Genomic DNA, 16117 nt, shown 5'->3' on the forward strand with positions numbered 1-16117 from the left:
CATGGACATTCCCCGGCTTCAACGCCTGATCGGCTCGCCCGAACTCAGCTGGCTGCTCGACCGTGCCCGCCGACGGATGGAGGCCGGTCAACCGCTCGACGCCTCGGTCACCCTGGCCGGATCCGGCGAGCCCGAACGGGCCGCCGTGGCGCGGCTTCTGGGCCGGGCCCCGCGCCCCGGTCGGTCGCTGTCCGTGCCGCTGGCCGCCGTCGACCAGGTGCTGCGCGCCAGCGGTGCCAGCCCGGACGGCCTGGGCGCCGCGGTCGTCGCGCTCACCGGACCGGTCGTCCCACGGCGGCAGACGGCCGACCGGTTGGCGCGGGCCTGGGAACAGGCCTTCGCCCCGCTCGCATCCGTGGCGGCCGCACGCCCTGAACTCGCCGACTGGTACGCCTCCCTGCATGCCACCGGCCTGGTGCGGCGCCTGGTCCCCGGTCCCGAAGCGGCGACGCCGCTGCTCGCCGATCTCGCCCGTCTGCTGCCGCGCCTGCCGGTCTCGCCGCCGCGCTCGCTCAGCACCTTCGCCGCCGAACACGCCGGAAGCGCCCATGCGTTGGACCACGGCCCGCTCGCGACCCTCACCCTGGACGCCGTCCGGGCCCTGACCGGCGCCCCGCCCGGTGACGGAGCCCAGGCGCGGCGCGACACCTGGGCGGCGGCGGGGCTCCTGCTCGACGAACTCTCCTCGCAGGTCCTTGCCCTCAACCTCCCCGGTGACCCCGACACCGCCACCGGGCGAGCCCTCGACGCGCTCGGGGCGGTCGGACAGCCGGCCGTCCTGACCCTCCGGCAGCTTGTCCGCGACGCTCCCCGCCCGCCACGGGGCGGCGAGGCGTACGTCTGCGAGAACCCGGCCGTTGTCCTGGCAGCCGCCGACCGGCTGGGCCTCGACTGCGCTCCGCTGGTCTGCCTCCAGGGCCAGCCCAGTACGGCTGCCCTGCGCCTGCTGAAGCACTACGCCGACGCCGGATGGACCTTCCGCTACCACGGCGACTTCGACTGGGGCGGCATCAGGATCGCCACCCGCCTGCTCACCCACGTCCCCTGGACCCCGTGGCGCTACACGCTCGCCGACTACCGCGCCGCCCGGGACGCCCACCCCGGCACCGCGCCCCTCGCCGGAGCTCCCACGGACGCGCCTTGGGATCCGGCTCTTGGCCCGGCACTGCTCGCCTCCGGCCGACGCATCGAGGAGGAGCTGGTCCTGGACGAACTGCTCGCCGACCTGGCGGGCACGCCCGCTACCGGGCGGGGACGCGGGCCCGCTGGTCCCTCAGCGTCGGCTGCGGCAGGACCGGGCTGAGGAAGCTGCTGGGTGTGCCGTGCCAGGAGACGGCGAGAGCCTCCCTCGCCCGGGTGCATGCCACGAACAGCAGGCTGAGTTCGCCGTTGAGGTCGTCGACGTGCAGTTGGGGGTCCGTCTCCACCGGCGTGATCGCGCTTCTCATGGGCACGATGCCATCAGTCACACCTGGTACGGCGACGCAGCGGAACTCCAGCCCCTTCATCCGGTGCATCGTTCCGATACGGACCCCGGGGGACGGCGCATTGCCGAGCGGACAGGCCGGAATCCCGGCCTGTTCCAGGGCCTGGGCGATGTCGCGGCCGAGCTGGACGGTTCGGACGGCGACGCCGATGTCCTCCGCGCTCACGCCGGAGGCGGTCCACCCCTCGATCCGGGCGATGAGCGCCCGGAGCTCCTCGGCCTTGTCGCAGTGCCCGTGCACCTCGGGGTGCGCGCCGTGCAGGGTCGAGTGGTAGCCGGCGAGGGAGTCCTCCCCGCCGTCCATGTCGTCCGGCCGTTCCCCGGTGAGCAGGGACGCGGACCAGCTGAGGATCTCGTGGGTGGTCCGGTAGTTGATCCGCAGGCGGGCGGACCGCCCGACCACCTGGATGCCGAGCGAGCGGAGCGAGACCCTGTTTCCGTAGATCCGCTGGTGGGTGTCTCCGGAGATGAACAGATCGTCCGGCCCGGATGCGACCAGGGCGCGCAGGAACCGCCACTGAGCGGGGTGCAGGTCCTGTGCCTCGTCGATCACCACGTGTCGGAACGGGCGGTTGGCCCGTTCGTCGAGCATCCGTGCCGCCTGGGCACAGACCTGGAGGAACGTCCATTCGTCGGTCTGTCGCAGCTCGTCCTCGAACGTGGCCACCGCGCGCCACAGTTGGGCCCTCTTCAGCGGCCCGATTGCCTTGCCGCGGCCGTTCCGGGGGGCCTTCAGATACTCTTCCGGGCTTCCGATCGCCTGGGCCAGGACGACCTGGCGCCACTCCTGGTCGAGAAAGGCGTCGGTGAACTCGACCCCGAGCCGCTCGGCGATCCGTCCCCACCGGGCGAGGACGGCGCGCTGGTTGAATACGATCCTGAGCGGGGCGCCGCCGCGGGACTGGCGGAGCACCTCGTTCGCCAGCGCGTCGACGTTGACCACCCTGACCTTCGCCCTGATCCGCTCGTCCGTGACGAGCAGGGCCAGACACCGTTCCAGCTCTGCGGCGAGGTCCTTGGTGAAGGTGGTGAGCAGCACGGACCCGTCCGGAGCGTCGGCCGGAAGCCGGCGCGCCAGATGGTAGGCGCGGTGCAGGGCCACCACGGTTTTCCCGGTTCCGGGGCCGCCGGTCACCCGGGCCGGCCCGTTGTAGGAGTCCCGGTAGGCGATCCGGTACTGGGCCGGGTGCAGGAAGATCCGCCAGGCGTCGAAGGGACGCTCCAGGATCTCCAGCAGCTCTTCGGGGCCGGAGACCAGGGCGACCCGGCCGCGTGCGTGGGCCATCGCCGAGACCAGCCCGTCCTCGGGCTGCGCGGAGTTCACCGGGGCCACCGCCCGTGCGTACGCCTGGACGATGTCCCGGTCGATGTCCTCCGGGGCCATCCCGCTCGCCAGGCCGATCAGCACGTCGAACTGCTGCTCCGGCAGGACCCGTTGGAGTGCCTCCAGGTGGGTATCGTCGGGCAGCAGCCGGATGATCGGCAGGATGTCCTCGTCGATGCCCAACTGGCGCAGCACCTTGTCGGAACGGTCGGCGAAGAGCCGACGGGGCTCGTCGGCGGCCAGGACCCTGAGCGATTCGGTGGCGCGTTCCAGCGCGACGTCGTTGCGGATCTCAATGCCCTGGGTGGCGGCGTTGACCGACGCCCGGTGCTTGCACGCCCAGTCGTTGGCCTTGTCGTGGGGGAGCACCTTCAGCAGCATGTAGCCGCTGCCCCGGTCGGCCTTGAGGACCACTCCGCGCCAGAAGTCGGTGATCCGGATGGTCCGGATCCGGGGATCCCGCTGGTTGGTGAGCTTCTCCAGGTGCGCGCCGGTGTGCGTCGCCTCGGTGAACTTCTCGAAGACCTCGAAGACCCTGCGCTGCACGGACTTCTCCAACGCCGCGAACTCCAACAGGAAGTCCCGGTGCATACCCAGCGTTGCCACGCGGGCCCCCTTGCGCCTCAACTCGGACGGGCAGTGCGCTCACTGTACTGGTCTCGGTGATCACTCGGGGTGCGTACGGACGACTGCGGTAACCTCCCCCGGGACGGGAGGAGGCGCATGGAGCAGATCTGCCCCGGCGCGGTGCTCAGGGGGCGCTACCAGCTGGAACGACCGCTGGGGCGCGGGTCGATGGGACGCGTCTGGCAGGGGCGGGACCAGCACCTGGACCGGGCTGTCGCGGTGAAGACCGTGTCGGCCGAGCTGCTGGCGGACGCGGTGGGCCGGGAGGGCGCGCTGCGCCGCTTCGAGCGGGAGGCGAAGGCGGCTGCCGCACTGGACCACGCCAACATCGCGACGGTGCACGACGCCGACGTGACCGGTGAGACCTACTGGCTGGTCATGCAGCTGGTCGTGGGGGAGACCCTCGGTGTGCTGCTCGGTGAGCGGGACCGGTTCGATGTCGAGTCGGCTGCTGCCGTGGCCGCGCAGATGTGCGCCGGCCTGTCCGCGGCACACGCCGCCGGTCTGGTGCACCGGGACCTCAAGACGGAGAACGTCATGGTCGGCCGGGACGGCATCGTCAAGATCCTCGACTTCGGCCTGGTCAAGGTCGTCGCGGACAACGGTCCCCGGCTCACCTCGACCGGAGAGCGGCTGGGCAATCTCCAGTGCGCCTCGCCGGAGCTGCTCACCGGCGCACCGGCGCTGGACGCCCGCAGCGACCTCTACAGCGTGGGCTGCCTGCTGCACCAGCTGCTCGCCGGCAGTGGGCCCTTCGACGCCTCGACGCCGCTGGAGCTGGTGGCCGGCCACCTCGACGGTCGTCCGCCGTTGCTCGCCGACTGCGGAGTCGAGGTGCCCCGGGGGCTCCAGGATTTGGTGACGGCGCTGCTGGCCAAGGATCGGGAGGCTCGGCCCGGGTCGGCCGCCGAGGTGTACGGCGCGCTCGGGCCGTACCTGCCCACGGCGGAGCCTGGTCCGGACGCCCTGCGTCGATTCGGGCCGGAGGATCCGCGGCGCCCGTTCGTACTCCCGCAGGCTCCCTACCCCGTGTGACCACACGGTTGCGGGGGGATGAGAGGATGCCGCGGGACAGTGGTGGTAGCGGTGCGAACGGAACTGTGACGGGGGACGGGGCGCGTGAGACAGGAGATCCTGGGACGCTACGAGCTGGCGGACCTCCTGGGCCGAGGCGGGATGGCCGAGGTGTGGGCGGCGTGGGACCGCGTGGCCGGCCGCCGGGTTGCGGTGAAGTTCCTCGCCCCGTACGGGCAGGGCGAAGCGTCGACCGCGCTGGAGCGGCGGTTCCAGCGGGAGGCGAAGCTCACGGCCGGCCTGAGCCACCCCGGTGTGCCGGTCGTCCATGACAGCGGCAGGCTCGACGACGGCCGGCTCTACCTGGTGATGGAGCTGGTGCCGGGCGAGACCCTGTCGGCGTTGCTGAAGGACGCGGGGCGGTTCACGGTGCCGCGGGCCGCGACGGTCGCGGCCCAGGCGGCCGAGGTGCTGGCGTACGCGCATGCCAACGGCGTGATACACCGCGACCTCAAGCCGTCGAACCTGATGTTCACTCCGGCGGGCGCGGTCAAGGTGCTCGACTTCGGCATCGCCGCGGCGCTGGAGCCTGCTCCGGACGAGCCGCGGCTCACCGCGACCGACGCCACGCCCGGTACTGCGGGATTCATGGCGCCGGAACAGGCTCAAGGTCATCCGACCGCGGCGAGCGACCTGTACGGCCTGGGCTGCGTGCTCTACGAACTGCTGGCCGGTGAGGCGCCGTTCGCCGCGTCGAACGCGGTGATGCTGATGTACGAGCACGCCTTCAAGGAGGCGCCTCCGGTCGCCTCGCACCGACCGGAGGTGCCCGCCGAATTCGCCGACCTGGTGATGCGAATGCTGGCCAAGAAGCCGGCGGATCGCCCCTCGGTCGACGAGGTCCGCGCCATCGGGTGGCGGTGGTCGACCGGCGCGATCGGGGTTGACGAGCTGGGCTCCGTGACCTTGCTGCTGCAGCGGTACGACGGCTGGCGTCGGGCCGACAAGCCCAGGCGCGCGTATGAGGCGTACATCGGGCTCGTCGAGAGGCTGGCCGGCAGCCGGTCCGTCGACGATCCGGAGCTGCTGGCCTGCCGGGTGGGCGAGGCTCGGTGCCTGGCGATGCTGGGGCGTTCGACCGAGGCCCGGGATGCTTACTGGGCGCTGCTGCCCTTCCAGGTTCGGGCCTTCGGTGCCGCGCACGAGTCCGTCTTCGAGAGTCGGTACCGGATCGGGGAGCTCTCGGCCGGGCTCGGTGAGCGGGAGCGGGCCCGCGCGTTGCTGACGGAGCTGTGCGACGACCAGCGGGCCGTACTGCCGGGAGACGATCCTGCACTGGCGAGGACGGTCGGGCTGATCGCTCGGCTCGACCGGTTGTTGGGGGGCTCCTCGTAATGCTGTGAACTTTGTACACGAATTACCCTGTGATAGGATCCGCGGCGGCCGACCGGGGGAGGCGCACCGAGTTCGGCGGCAACCGGAGAATCGACGGAAGGCGGACCGATCGTGGCGGACCGGCGCGGGGAGAGCGGAAACGACGAGCGGCTCCCCGAAGAGGGCGAGCTGGTCGAGGTCCGCGGCCAGAGCTGGGTCGTGGCGCGGGTCGATCCCTCCTACGGCACGGGCGACGGCCGGGCCACCCTGGTGCACCTGCAGTCCGTCGCGGACGGCCGCTTCGGCGACACCCTCAGCGTGATCTGGGAGATCGAGCCCGGCCGCCGCGTCCTGCCCGCGGGCTCGCTCCCCGACGCCGCCACCGGCCGCTACGACCCGCCGGCCCGGCTGGCCGCCTTCCTGGACGCCGTCCGCTGGTCCGCGGTCGCCTCCGCTGACGCCAAGAACCTCCAGGCGCCCTTCCGCTCCGGCGTCGCCGTCGAGCCCTACCAGCTCGAACCCGTCTCGCGCGCGGTCGGCGCCCCGCGCGTCAACCTGCTGCTCGCCGACGACGTGGGCCTCGGCAAGACCGTCGAGGCCGGACTCGTCGTCCAGGAACTGCTGCTGCGCGGCCGGGCGCGCCGGGTGATGGTCGTCTGCCCGGCCGGCCTGACCCTGAAGTGGCGGGACGAACTGGCCGAGAAGTTCGGCCTCGACTTCACCATCGTCGACTCCGAGCAGTGCGCCCGGCTGCGCCGCACCCACGGCACCGCCGCCAACCCGTTCCGGGTCCACCCGCTGACCATCGTCTCCCTGCCCTGGCTGCGCGGTGCCAAGGCGACCCGTCTGATCGACGAGGTGGTCCCGGTCGGTGAGGCCGCACGCAACGAGGACGGCACGGAGCGCCGCTTCTTCGACCTGCTGGTGCTGGACGAGGCGCACCACGTGGCGCCGGCCGCGCCCAAGCAGGTGTACGCCGTGGACTCGCAGCAGACCAAGCTCATCCGCCGCCTGGTACCGCACTTCGAGCACCGGCTGTTCCTCTCGGCCACCCCGCACAACGGGTACCCGGAGTCGTACACGGCGCTGCTCGAACTCATCGACAACCAGCGGTTCGCCCGCGGCGTCGACCCGGACAAGGCGGCGCTGGACGACACCGTCATCCGGCGGCTGAAGAGCAACGTCACCGACGCGGCGGGAAACCCGCGCTTCCGCACCCGGCTCACCAAGCAGCTCACGGTCGACTACACGGCGGCCGAACTGGAGGTCCACGGGCTGGTCAGCAGCTTCGCCGACCTGCGGCGCAAGCGCCTCGCACCCAAGGCCAAGGGTGGCCGCAAGGCAGCCGACCTGGTCACCCTGCTGCTGAAGAAACGGCTCTTCTCCTCCCCAGCGGCCTTCCTGCACACCGTGCGGATCTACCTCGGGCACCTGGACGACACGGCCGGACGCCCGCGCACCGCCGCCGACGAGGTGCCGGACTGGCTGGACGAGTTCGACGACCTCGCCGCCGAGCTCGACGACCTCGCCCTCGCCGAGGCGGAGGACGACGCGCTCACCCGTTCCACCCGGCTCACCCCCGAGGAGGACGGCGAGGAACTGCGCCTGCTGCGCGAGATGGAGCGTTGGGCGCTCACCCACGAGGCCGCCGCCGACTCGAAGGCGGCAGAGCTGCTCGACTACCTCAAGGCGGTCTGCCGCCCGGACGGCAAGCGCTGGTCGAACGAACGCGTCGTGGTCTTCACCGAGTACCGCGACACCCAGAAGTGGCTGGTCGAGCTGCTCCGCCAGCAGGAGATGACCGACGGCGGGCGCATCGCCCAGCTGCACGGCGGCCTCAACGCCGAGGAGCGGGAACAGATCCGGCTCGGCTTCCAGGCTGCCCCGGACACCGCCGAGGGGCGGGTCCGGATCCTGATCGCCACGGACGCCGCCAGCGAGGGCATCGACCTGCAGAACCACTGCTTCCGGCTGGTCAACTACGACATCCCCTTCAACCCCAACAAGCTCGAACAGCGCATCGGCCGGATCGACCGCTGGGGGCAGCGCAAGGACCCGGAGATCCGCCACTTCGTCGGCTCGGGCTGGGAGAAGGCCGCCGCGGGTTCGTACGAGGCCGACCTGGAGTTCCTCTCCCGGGTGGCGAAGAAGGTCGCGCGGATGGAGGCGGACCTCGGCTCCGTCAACGCGGTGATCGCCGACGCCGTGCAACGCCGGATGACCGGCGACCACACCCCGGTCGACATCGAGCACGCGAAGCCCCGGCAGATCAAGGGCCGCACCACCGGTGGGACGGTCGCGCACGAGCAGAACGTCACCGCGCAGGCGAAGCGGCTGGCCGAGCAGTACGAGGACACCGTCGACACCCTCGGCCTCACCCCCGAGAACATTCGCCGCGTCGTCGACACCGCCCTCGCACTGGACCACCAGCAGACCCTGCTGCCCCACCACCACGAGGACTTCGACGGCGGGCTCTTCGAAGTCCCGCCGCTCACCGGTACCTGGGTCCGCGCCACGCGCGGGCTTGCGCACAAGCTGCGCCCGGAGGAGCTGCGGCCGGTGACCTTCGACGCGAAGATCATCGAGAAGGCGCGCGACGAAGTCGTCCTGGCACACCTGAAGCACCCGCTCGTCGCGCTCTCGACCCGGCTGCTCACCGCCGCCGTGTGGAACGCCGACAGCGTCGGCCTGCACCGGGTCGCCGCCGTGGTCACCGACGACCCGGCCGTGGAGACCACGCTGGTCGGCGCCTACGCCCGGTACGTGCTGGTGGGTGTCGACGGGACCCGGTTGCACGAGGAAGTGCTCTACGCCGGCGGATGGTTCGGCGACACCGGACGCTTCCGGCGCTGGGAGTCGGTCCGCGGGCTCGGCGCGACGCTCTCGCACGCGCTCACCACCGGGAGCGAGGCTGCGCCGCACCTGAAGAAGGGGCTGGCCGAGGCCTGGCCCCGGCTCGCCCAGCCGCTGAGCGACTCGCTCACGGCGCGCTCGCGGGAACGGCGGGCGTCATTGGAGCGGGCGCTGCTCGACCGACGGGGGGAGGAGGAGCGGCGCATCCAGGCGACGCTCGACCGCTTCGAGGCGACGCTGCGCGCCAAGCTGAAGGAGGAGGGCGACGGAATCGGCGAGCAGCTGGCCTTCTTCGGTGAGCGCGAGCTCACCTCCGTCGAACAGCGCCAGTACCGCGAGGACCGTGAGCGGTGGGAGGCGCGCCTGGAAGCGCTCGCCGTCGAGCGCGAACGCGAACTCGCGGCCATCGAGAAGCGTTACCGCGAGCCGCGCTCCCACTTGTTCCCCGTCGCCGTGGTCTTCGTCATCCCCCGGAAGGAAGCCGTCCGATGAGCCCCCGCCCCGCCGCCTCCCGTGGACTCGCCGCCGCCAGGGCCAAGGCGCTGGACGGTCGCGCCCAGCACCAGGAGTGGCTCGAACTGACCGAGGTCTCCGGGCCGTTCCTGACCATGCCGGTACTGCTCGGCGCCTGGCCGCAGCTGGACTCGATCGACCGCAAGCAGCGCGACCGGCTGCGGGCCCAGCACGCCGACTGGCAGGTCGACGCGGTGGCCGGGCGGGACGAGTGGGTCGCGTACGTGCTGCGGGACCTGCTGGAGTGGGGCGACGCCCTGGTCCTCCGGCAGGGCGAGGACGACGACCTGGCGCTCGACCGGTTCACGGTGGACGTGCCGGAGCACGGGGCCCGGCTGCGGGCGGACTTCGCGCTGGTCGAGCCCGGCGCTGACTTCGCTGCCGAACCCGATGCGGCGGCCGCGGCGAAGCGGGTACCGCTGATCGGCATGGTCGTGCCCAGCGGGACGGTGCCGACGGCGCGGGCGGCGTGGGGCGGGGAGTGGTCCGCCACCCCGGCGGACCGGCTCGCCAAGGTGTGCCGGCAGCACGGGATTCCGCTCGGGCTGGTGACGGACGGCCGCTGGTGGTGCCTGGTGTGGGCACCCGTGGGCGGGGTGACGACGACGGCGCTGTTCGACGCGGTCGGCTGGAACGAGGCCGCCGAACGGAACGTCGTCCGGGCGCTGATCTCGATGCTGCGGCGGGGGCGGTTCTTCGAGTTCGAGGCTGCCGAGACGCTGGAAGGGCTGCTGCGGAAGAGCCTGGAGGCGGGCGAGGAAGTCACGGACGCGCTCGGCCTCCAGGTCCGCCAGGCCGTGGAGCTGTTGGTCGACGCCATCGGCCGGGCCGACGCACGGGCCATGGAGCGCGGGGCGGCGGGGCTGCACGCGGACGAGGTCAGCGCACAGGAGGTGTACCGGGCGGCCGTCGCCGTGATGATGCGGGTGGTGTTCCTGCTCTTCGCGGAGGAACGGGGCATGCTGCCGTCCTCGGACCAGGTGTACGCGGAGTCGTACTCGGCCGGGCGGCTGTGTGCGGACCTTGAGGCCCGGGCCCTGGCGGAGGGCGAAGCCTCGCTGGAGCACACGACGGCGGCTTGGCACCGGCTCATCGCGCTGTTCCACGCGGTGTACGGGGGTGTGAACCACCCCGACCTGAAGATGCCGGCGTACGACGGTTCGATCTTCGATCCGGCGAAGTACCCGTGGCTGGAGCAGAGTTCGCCGCTGCTGGCGATCGACGACCGGACCGTGCTGCACATGCTGCAGTCGGTGCAGTACGTGGAGATCGGCAAGGGGAAGAAGAAGGAGCGGCGCCGGCTCACCTTCCGGGCCCTGGACGTCGAGCAGATCGGGTACGTGTACGAGGGTCTGCTGTCGTACGACGGGCAGCGGGCGGTCGATACGGTTGTCGGGTTGATCGGGCCCGAGGGGCTCGAACACGAAGTCCCGCTGCAAGAACTGGAGTTGATGGCGGCGTCGAGCCGGGACGTGACGGCGCTCGCGAAGAAGGTCAGCGAGGCGTTCAAGGAGCCCAAGCCCGGGATCGGCAACGCGGCGAAGATCGAGAAGCTGCTCGCGCCCTTGGCGGGGGATGCTGATACGGAAGCGAAGCGCCTGCTCTACGGGGCTTGTCGCGACCACGAGTTGGTGGAGCGGCTGCTGCCGTTCTTCGGCATCATCCGGCGTGACCTGCGGGACCTGCCGGTGGTGATGCCGGTGGGTGCGTTGTACGTGACGCAGTCCTCGCTGCGGAAGAACACGGGGACGCACTACACGCCGAGGCAGCTGGCGGAGGAAGTCGTCCGGCACGCGCTGGAGCCGCTGGTGTACCGGGTCGGGCCGCTCCAGACGGCGGACACCCGGGAGTGGGTGCCGAAGCCGGCCAAGGAGATCCTGGAGCTGAAGGTCGCCGACATCGCGATGGGTTCGGGCGCATTCCTGGTCGCCGCCTGCCGTTACCTGGCGGACAAACTCATCGATGCGTGGACCCGGGAGGAGCGGCAGGACGCGATCGAGTACCGGTCGGGCCGTGCGGTGGACACGGTGACGGCGGTCGATGTCGAGTCGGACCCGGTCGTGGTGGAGGCGCGTCGGCAGATCATCGAGCACTGCCTGTACGGGGTCGACATCAACCCGGCGGCGGTGGAGATGGCCAAGCTGTCGCTGTGGCTGGTCTCCATGGACCCGGAGCGTCCGTTCACTTTCCTCGATGACCGGTTGGTGGCGGGGGACTCGCTGCTGGGCGTTACCAGCCTGGAGCAGTTGAAGGCTGTCCACCTGGAGGTGGCGAAGGGCGACCTCCACGGCGCGGAAGCCGATACCGAGCAGCAGGTCGAGGACGCGGTACGGGTGCGTCATGCGATTACGGAGATAAGGGGTGAGGACCTTCCGTCGCTAGCGGAGAAGCGCAAGCTTCTGGAGGATGTCCGCCAGCACACCGCTCGGCTGAGGCTCATCGGTGACCTGATCGCTGGCGCGGCGCTGGCTACGTGTGCATCGGGCCGAGTGGAGTGGTACGCGCCGAATGGCGGAGACCGGGTTCGTGACCTGTTCCCGCTGGCAGCACGTGCTGCCAGGGACCTCGGGCAGGGCGACGTGGACGAGGAAGCGCCCGAGGTTGCGATCGCCCGCCGCCTTGCGGAGGAGTGGCTGGCCAGTGAGCTTCCAACCGGCGGGCTAGAACGACGGCCGGTGCATTGGCCACTGGAGTTCCCGGAGGTTTTCCAGGAACAAAGCGGCTTTGATGCAATAGTTGGCAACCCGCCATTCCTGGGTGGCCAGAAGCTTACCGGTGCTATGGGTGAGGCATACCGGGAATACATGGTTGCCTACCTGGCAGGTGGCAAGAGAGGGAGTGCAGATCTCGTAGCTTACTTCGAGCTACGCGCGCACGAGCTGCTAAATCGCGGTGGCCAGACTGGTCTCATTGCCACAAATACGCTTGCGCAAGGCGATACGCGCGAGGTTGGGCTCGACCAGCTTGAAAAAGTCGGTGTTATGATTCGGCGCGGCATCAAGAGTGCGCCCTGGCCGTCAAGTTCGGCTGTTCTCGAATATTGCGCCGTGTGGACAACTAAGACGCAGATGGGGGAGGATGTCGAGTGGGTGCTCGACGAGCGCGTTGTGCCACGCGGAATCTCAACCTCACTTAGTCCGAGGACGCGAGAGGCCTCATGGGTTGAGCCTTTGGTGGGCAATAAGGGAATGTCATTCCAGGGTTCCATCATTCTTGGCCTTGGTTTCACGCTGCCTGGAAATGAAGCTCAAGTCTGGATTTCCGAAGACGATCGCTATAAGAGTGTCCTGTTTCCATACTTGAATGGACAGGATGTTAATAATAGTCCAACTCTCGGCAGTGATCGATGGGTCATTAACTTCCATGACTGGCCAGAAGGCCAGGCTGCTCAGTTTGACAGAGCCTACGGGCAGGTCCTGCGCGAAGTGAAGCCAGAGCGCGTAAAGAATAATCGGCCTTCGCGGCGGCAACGGTGGTGGCAATTCGCCGAGAGGGCGAGTGGGCTCTATTCGGCCATCGAGGCGCTTGAACGTTGTGTAGTCATCACACTTGTTAGCAAGGTGGTAATGCCCGTCATGGTGCCTACTGGTCAGGTGTTCTCGCACAAGCTTGGGGTGTTTGCATCTGATGACTTTGCGCTGCTCGCGATTCTTAGCAGCGCACCTCACTACTGGTGGGCCCTTGGTCGCAGCTCCACTATGAAGGCTGATCTCAACTATAGCCCCTCCGATGTTTTTGAGACCCTCATTCGACCATCTCTTACTGGCGACCTGCGGGAATCTGGTGCCAGGCTTGACGGTTTTCGCGAAGGGCTAATGAGGGATCGCGGGATTGGGCTGACGGCCACCTATAATCTTGTGCATGACCCTAGCTGCAAGGATGAGGATATCGTCGAACTGCGGGCGATTCACGAGGAGATCGACCGGGCGACTATTGCTGCCTACGGGTGGTACGACCTGCTCGATCCCACCGGGGCTACCCGGCCGGCGGATCCGACGCACGAGACGTTTCCGCTGGAGCACGGGTTCCACGAGACCGACCAGGGGACCCGGTACACCATTGGGCTGCTCGCTCGGACGGAAATCATCGACCGACTGCGGCAGCTCAACCACCAGGCTTACGCCGATGAGGTGTTCCTCGGGTTGCACAAGAAGCCGAACCTGCGGCCCGACCTTCCGTCGCCCTCTGCGGAGGCGCGGCGCAGGAAGGCGGAGCGGTTGAACGTCTCCAGCTCGGTCGGCTTCGGTGATGACGGGCTCTTCCCACCGGAGGGCGCTCTCTTCTAGCGGATGCGGTGGCCCTTCGCTCTGCGGAGCGAAGGGCCACCAGCGTCAGTTGGCGTGGTGGTCGAACTCGCCTGCCTTGGCGGCTCGGAGGAAGCTGGCGAACTTGGCCGAGGTGGTGCGGACTATGACCTCGCCGTCGTCGGACTCCCGGATCTCGACCAGCCTGCCAGCGGAGCGCACCTCGACACATTCGTCGTTGGCGGCGGAGTAGGTGGACTTTTGCCACGCAGAACTATCCACGTTTGCTTTCCATTTCCTTCTTGATGGATCCGATGAACTCTCGGGTTTCCTCCTCGGAGAGGGTGCGAGACTCGAACCGGGCGAGCAGGGATCGAAAAAGGCAGAGCGGCTGAACGTCTCCAGCTCGGTCGGCTTCGGTGATGACGAGCTCTTCCCACCGGAGGGCGCTCTCTTCTAGCAAGCGGCGCCTCGCTCCGTGGAGAGAGGCGCCGCCGGGTTTAGTTGGCGAGGTGATCGAACTCGCCGGCCTTGGCGCCTTGGAGGAACGTGGCGAACTTGGCCGGGGCGGTGCGGACTATGACCTCGCCGTCGTCGGACTCGCGGATCTCGACCAGCCCGCTGGTCTCACGTACTTCGACGCAGTTGTCGCTCGCACCGGAGTAGCTGGACTTCTGCCATTCGGAGCTAGCCATCTTGGTGTTCCATCTCTTTCATGACCGATCGGATCAACTCTCGTGAATCCTCCTCGGGGAGGGCCGTGGAGTCCATCTGCGTGATGAGGGCGCGGAACCTTGCGAGGTGGGCTGGGGCATCGAAGAGATGGATGCCGTGACCAGTGTCCATCTGTGCGGTGTCCAGCTCCGGGATCGACCCCTCCGCATAGGTGAAGTTCTCGCTGGGGCTTGGGACGACGCCCGCACTGAACGGCACCACCCGAACGGAGATGCTCGGATGTTCCGAGTCTATGGCGAGTGCCTTGAGCTGCTCCGTGAGCACCGTGGGTCCACCGAACTGCATGTGTAGGGCTGCCTGGTGGATGAACGCCGTGTAGGGCGCCACGCCCGAGCGAACCACTCGCTGCCGCTGCATGCGAAACGCTGTTCTGAGGTCGATCTCATGGTGCGGAAGTGGCGGGTAGGTCTGGGCGAACAGGGCCGACGCATAGGCGCCGGTCTGGAGCAGGCCCGGGATGAACGACGTTGTGTACGTCGTCAACTGCCGCGCGCCACTCTCAAGCTCAGCCACCTCAAGGAAGTCGGCATCCAGGGCGTCCCTGTACTCCTCCCACCAGGTGCTCTTGCCTCGGTCCGTGATGATGCCGGCGAGTGCGTCGATCAGGGGTTGATTGACGCACATGCACGTTGCGGCGATCGTGTGGAGTCGCTCGACGCTGATGCCGATCTTTCCCGACTCCATCTGTGTCACCTGGGCCGGGTTCATCCCGACGGCGCGACCGAGTTGGCTGCCGCCGAAGCCGGCCTGCTCGCGCATCCTTCGCAGCTCTGCACCGAGCCGCCGCTGGCGGAGTGTTGGGTTCGTGCGAGCCATGGTTCCTTCCAGGACGTGGGTGCCCCCAGTGTGCCGCGCTGCCGGAACGGCGGTCCATTTCGGGGCTGTCGCTGCCACGTTAGAGGGAACATTCCAGATCCATGGAAAATTTCTCATGGATCTGCGATACGGTCGCTGTACATCGATCCGACGGATCGTCAGTAACGCCTGTCTTTTCGGGCAGTAGGCGCCTGCTGCCCGCGCACCGCAGAGCAGCCGCATCCCGGCCTGGCTCACGGCGACGTATCCGCCGGTTCTCCTCTTCTCTCCTCACCACCGCTTCATGGAGGACTCCATGTGCACCCGTAACACGCCCTCGCTCGCCCTCTCCAGGCAGGCCCTGCGAGACATCCTGACCCGGGCCGGCTGGGACCCGGAGGTGATCTTCAACGCCGAACTCGCCCTCTGCGAGCTGATCGCCAACGCCTGGGGGCACGGCCAGCCCCCCGCCCCCGTCGTCTACTTCTCCCTCACCCGTACCCTCCGCGTCTGCGTCGCGGACGAGAGCGACGCCCTCCCCGCGCCGCGCACGCCCGGCCACTTCGCCGAGTCCGGGCGCGGCCTCCAGCTCGTCGAGGGGCTCACCCACCGCTGGGGCGTCGACCCCCAGAAGCGGGGCAAGACGGTCTGGTACGAGCTGGACTTCCCCGCGTGAGCCGCCACCGCACCCCCGTCGCGCCGACCGACCCCGGGGCTCACGACTACACCGCGCCGCAGATCACCGCTCTCCTCGGGGAGTTGCACCGGCATGGTCTCCCGTACGGGCTTCTCTGGGGCTCGGCCGCCCCGGGTGAGACGACCCTCGACGGCCGCACCTTGGTGGACCTCGGTCACGCGCCTGTGAGCACGCTGCTCAACCTCCTCCAGCTCGTCCGCGATCTCGAAGGGGGCGAGCACGGGTGAGGTTCCTGATCGGCGCCGCCTTCGCGGTCCTCCTGGCGCTCGCGTTCGCCACCGTCGCCCTCGGCGTCATCACGGCCCTCCGGATGCCAGGGCTCGACGGCGAGCGCACCGACCCCCAGCGCACCGACCCCGAGCACCAGGATCACGACCCGACCCGGCGCATACCCGTCTGACCGCGCCGCGCGCTACCGAGTCGAGTCCTCCAGCTCGACTCGGTCGCACAGTAAT

The 16117-nt window shown here is 69.2% G+C and carries 12 protein-coding genes; 8 read left to right on the forward strand and 4 right to left on the reverse strand.

Going from position 1 to position 16117, the window contains the following annotated elements:
- The first annotated feature begins 1 nt into the window (after position 1).
- The gene (locus ABTY61_RS31005; RefSeq protein WP_350508429.1) at positions 2-1303 is read left to right on the forward strand and encodes a TIGR02679 family protein; all 1302 of its coding nucleotides are present in this window, start codon (positions 2-4) and stop codon (positions 1301-1303) included.
- Here ABTY61_RS31005 and ABTY61_RS31010 read toward each other — a convergent pair.
- The gene (locus ABTY61_RS31010; protein ID WP_350508430.1) at positions 1242-3416 is read right to left on the reverse strand and encodes a UvrD-helicase domain-containing protein; all 2175 of its coding nucleotides are present in this window, start codon (positions 3414-3416) and stop codon (positions 1242-1244) included. The two genes, ABTY61_RS31005 and ABTY61_RS31010, sit on opposite strands and share 62 nt — an antisense overlap.
- Positions 3417-3533: 117 nt before the next feature.
- Here ABTY61_RS31010 and ABTY61_RS31015 point away from each other — a divergent pair, with 117 nt between their 5' ends.
- The 4 genes from ABTY61_RS31015 (at position 3534) to ABTY61_RS31030 (ending at position 13477) form a co-directional block, all read left to right on the forward strand.
- Positions 3534-4472, forward strand: a complete 939-nt coding sequence (locus ABTY61_RS31015) for a serine/threonine-protein kinase (protein ID WP_350508431.1) — start codon at positions 3534-3536, stop codon at positions 4470-4472.
- Positions 4473-4556: 84 nt separating this feature from the next.
- Positions 4557-5846: a serine/threonine-protein kinase gene (locus ABTY61_RS31020; protein ID WP_350508432.1), complete on the forward strand. Its 1290-nt coding sequence runs from the start codon at positions 4557-4559 to the stop codon at positions 5844-5846.
- Positions 5847-5957: 111 nt separating this feature from the next.
- The gene (drmD, locus tag ABTY61_RS31025; protein WP_350508433.1) at positions 5958-9170 is read left to right on the forward strand and encodes a DISARM system SNF2-like helicase DrmD; all 3213 of its coding nucleotides are present in this window, start codon (positions 5958-5960) and stop codon (positions 9168-9170) included.
- Positions 9167-13477, forward strand: coding sequence for an Eco57I restriction-modification methylase domain-containing protein (locus ABTY61_RS31030; RefSeq protein WP_350508434.1), 4311 nt, complete (start codon positions 9167-9169; stop codon positions 13475-13477). Before drmD ends, ABTY61_RS31030 begins: the two co-directional genes overlap by 4 nt.
- A 45-nt stretch (positions 13478-13522) precedes the next feature.
- Here the strand turns inward: ABTY61_RS31030 and ABTY61_RS31035 are convergent, their stop codons facing one another.
- The 3 genes from ABTY61_RS31035 to ABTY61_RS31045 form a co-directional block, all read right to left on the reverse strand.
- Complete coding sequence (locus ABTY61_RS31035) at positions 13523-13717, reverse strand: DUF397 domain-containing protein (RefSeq protein ID WP_350508435.1); 195 nt, start codon at positions 13715-13717, stop codon at positions 13523-13525.
- Positions 13718-13935: 218 nt separating this feature from the next.
- Positions 13936-14130: a DUF397 domain-containing protein gene (locus tag ABTY61_RS31040; protein WP_350508436.1), complete on the reverse strand. Its 195-nt coding sequence runs from the start codon at positions 14128-14130 to the stop codon at positions 13936-13938.
- Positions 14123-14986, reverse strand: a complete 864-nt coding sequence (locus tag ABTY61_RS31045; protein ID WP_350508437.1) for a helix-turn-helix domain-containing protein — start codon at positions 14984-14986, stop codon at positions 14123-14125. The genes ABTY61_RS31040 and ABTY61_RS31045 overlap by 8 nt, the downstream gene beginning before the upstream one ends.
- A 295-nt stretch (positions 14987-15281) precedes the next feature.
- Between ABTY61_RS31045 and ABTY61_RS31050 the strand changes: the two genes are divergently transcribed.
- The 3 genes from ABTY61_RS31050 to ABTY61_RS31060 are packed head-to-tail and all read left to right on the forward strand — an operon-like array spanning position 15282 to position 16062.
- Positions 15282-15641: an ATP-binding protein gene (locus tag ABTY61_RS31050; protein WP_350508438.1), complete on the forward strand. Its 360-nt coding sequence runs from the start codon at positions 15282-15284 to the stop codon at positions 15639-15641.
- Positions 15638-15889, forward strand: coding sequence for a hypothetical protein (locus ABTY61_RS31055; RefSeq protein ID WP_350508439.1), 252 nt, complete (start codon positions 15638-15640; stop codon positions 15887-15889). The genes ABTY61_RS31050 and ABTY61_RS31055 overlap by 4 nt, the downstream gene beginning before the upstream one ends.
- Positions 15886-16062 carry a hypothetical protein gene (locus tag ABTY61_RS31060; protein WP_350508440.1) on the forward strand — a complete coding sequence of 59 codons (177 nt, stop codon included), beginning with the start codon at positions 15886-15888 and terminating at the stop codon, positions 16060-16062. Before ABTY61_RS31055 ends, ABTY61_RS31060 begins: the two co-directional genes overlap by 4 nt.
- Positions 16063-16117: the final 55 nt, after the last annotated feature.

The organism is Kitasatospora sp. NPDC096128, from assembly GCF_040303105.1.
In the GTDB taxonomy this organism is placed as follows: domain Bacteria; phylum Actinomycetota; class Actinomycetes; order Streptomycetales; family Streptomycetaceae; genus Kitasatospora.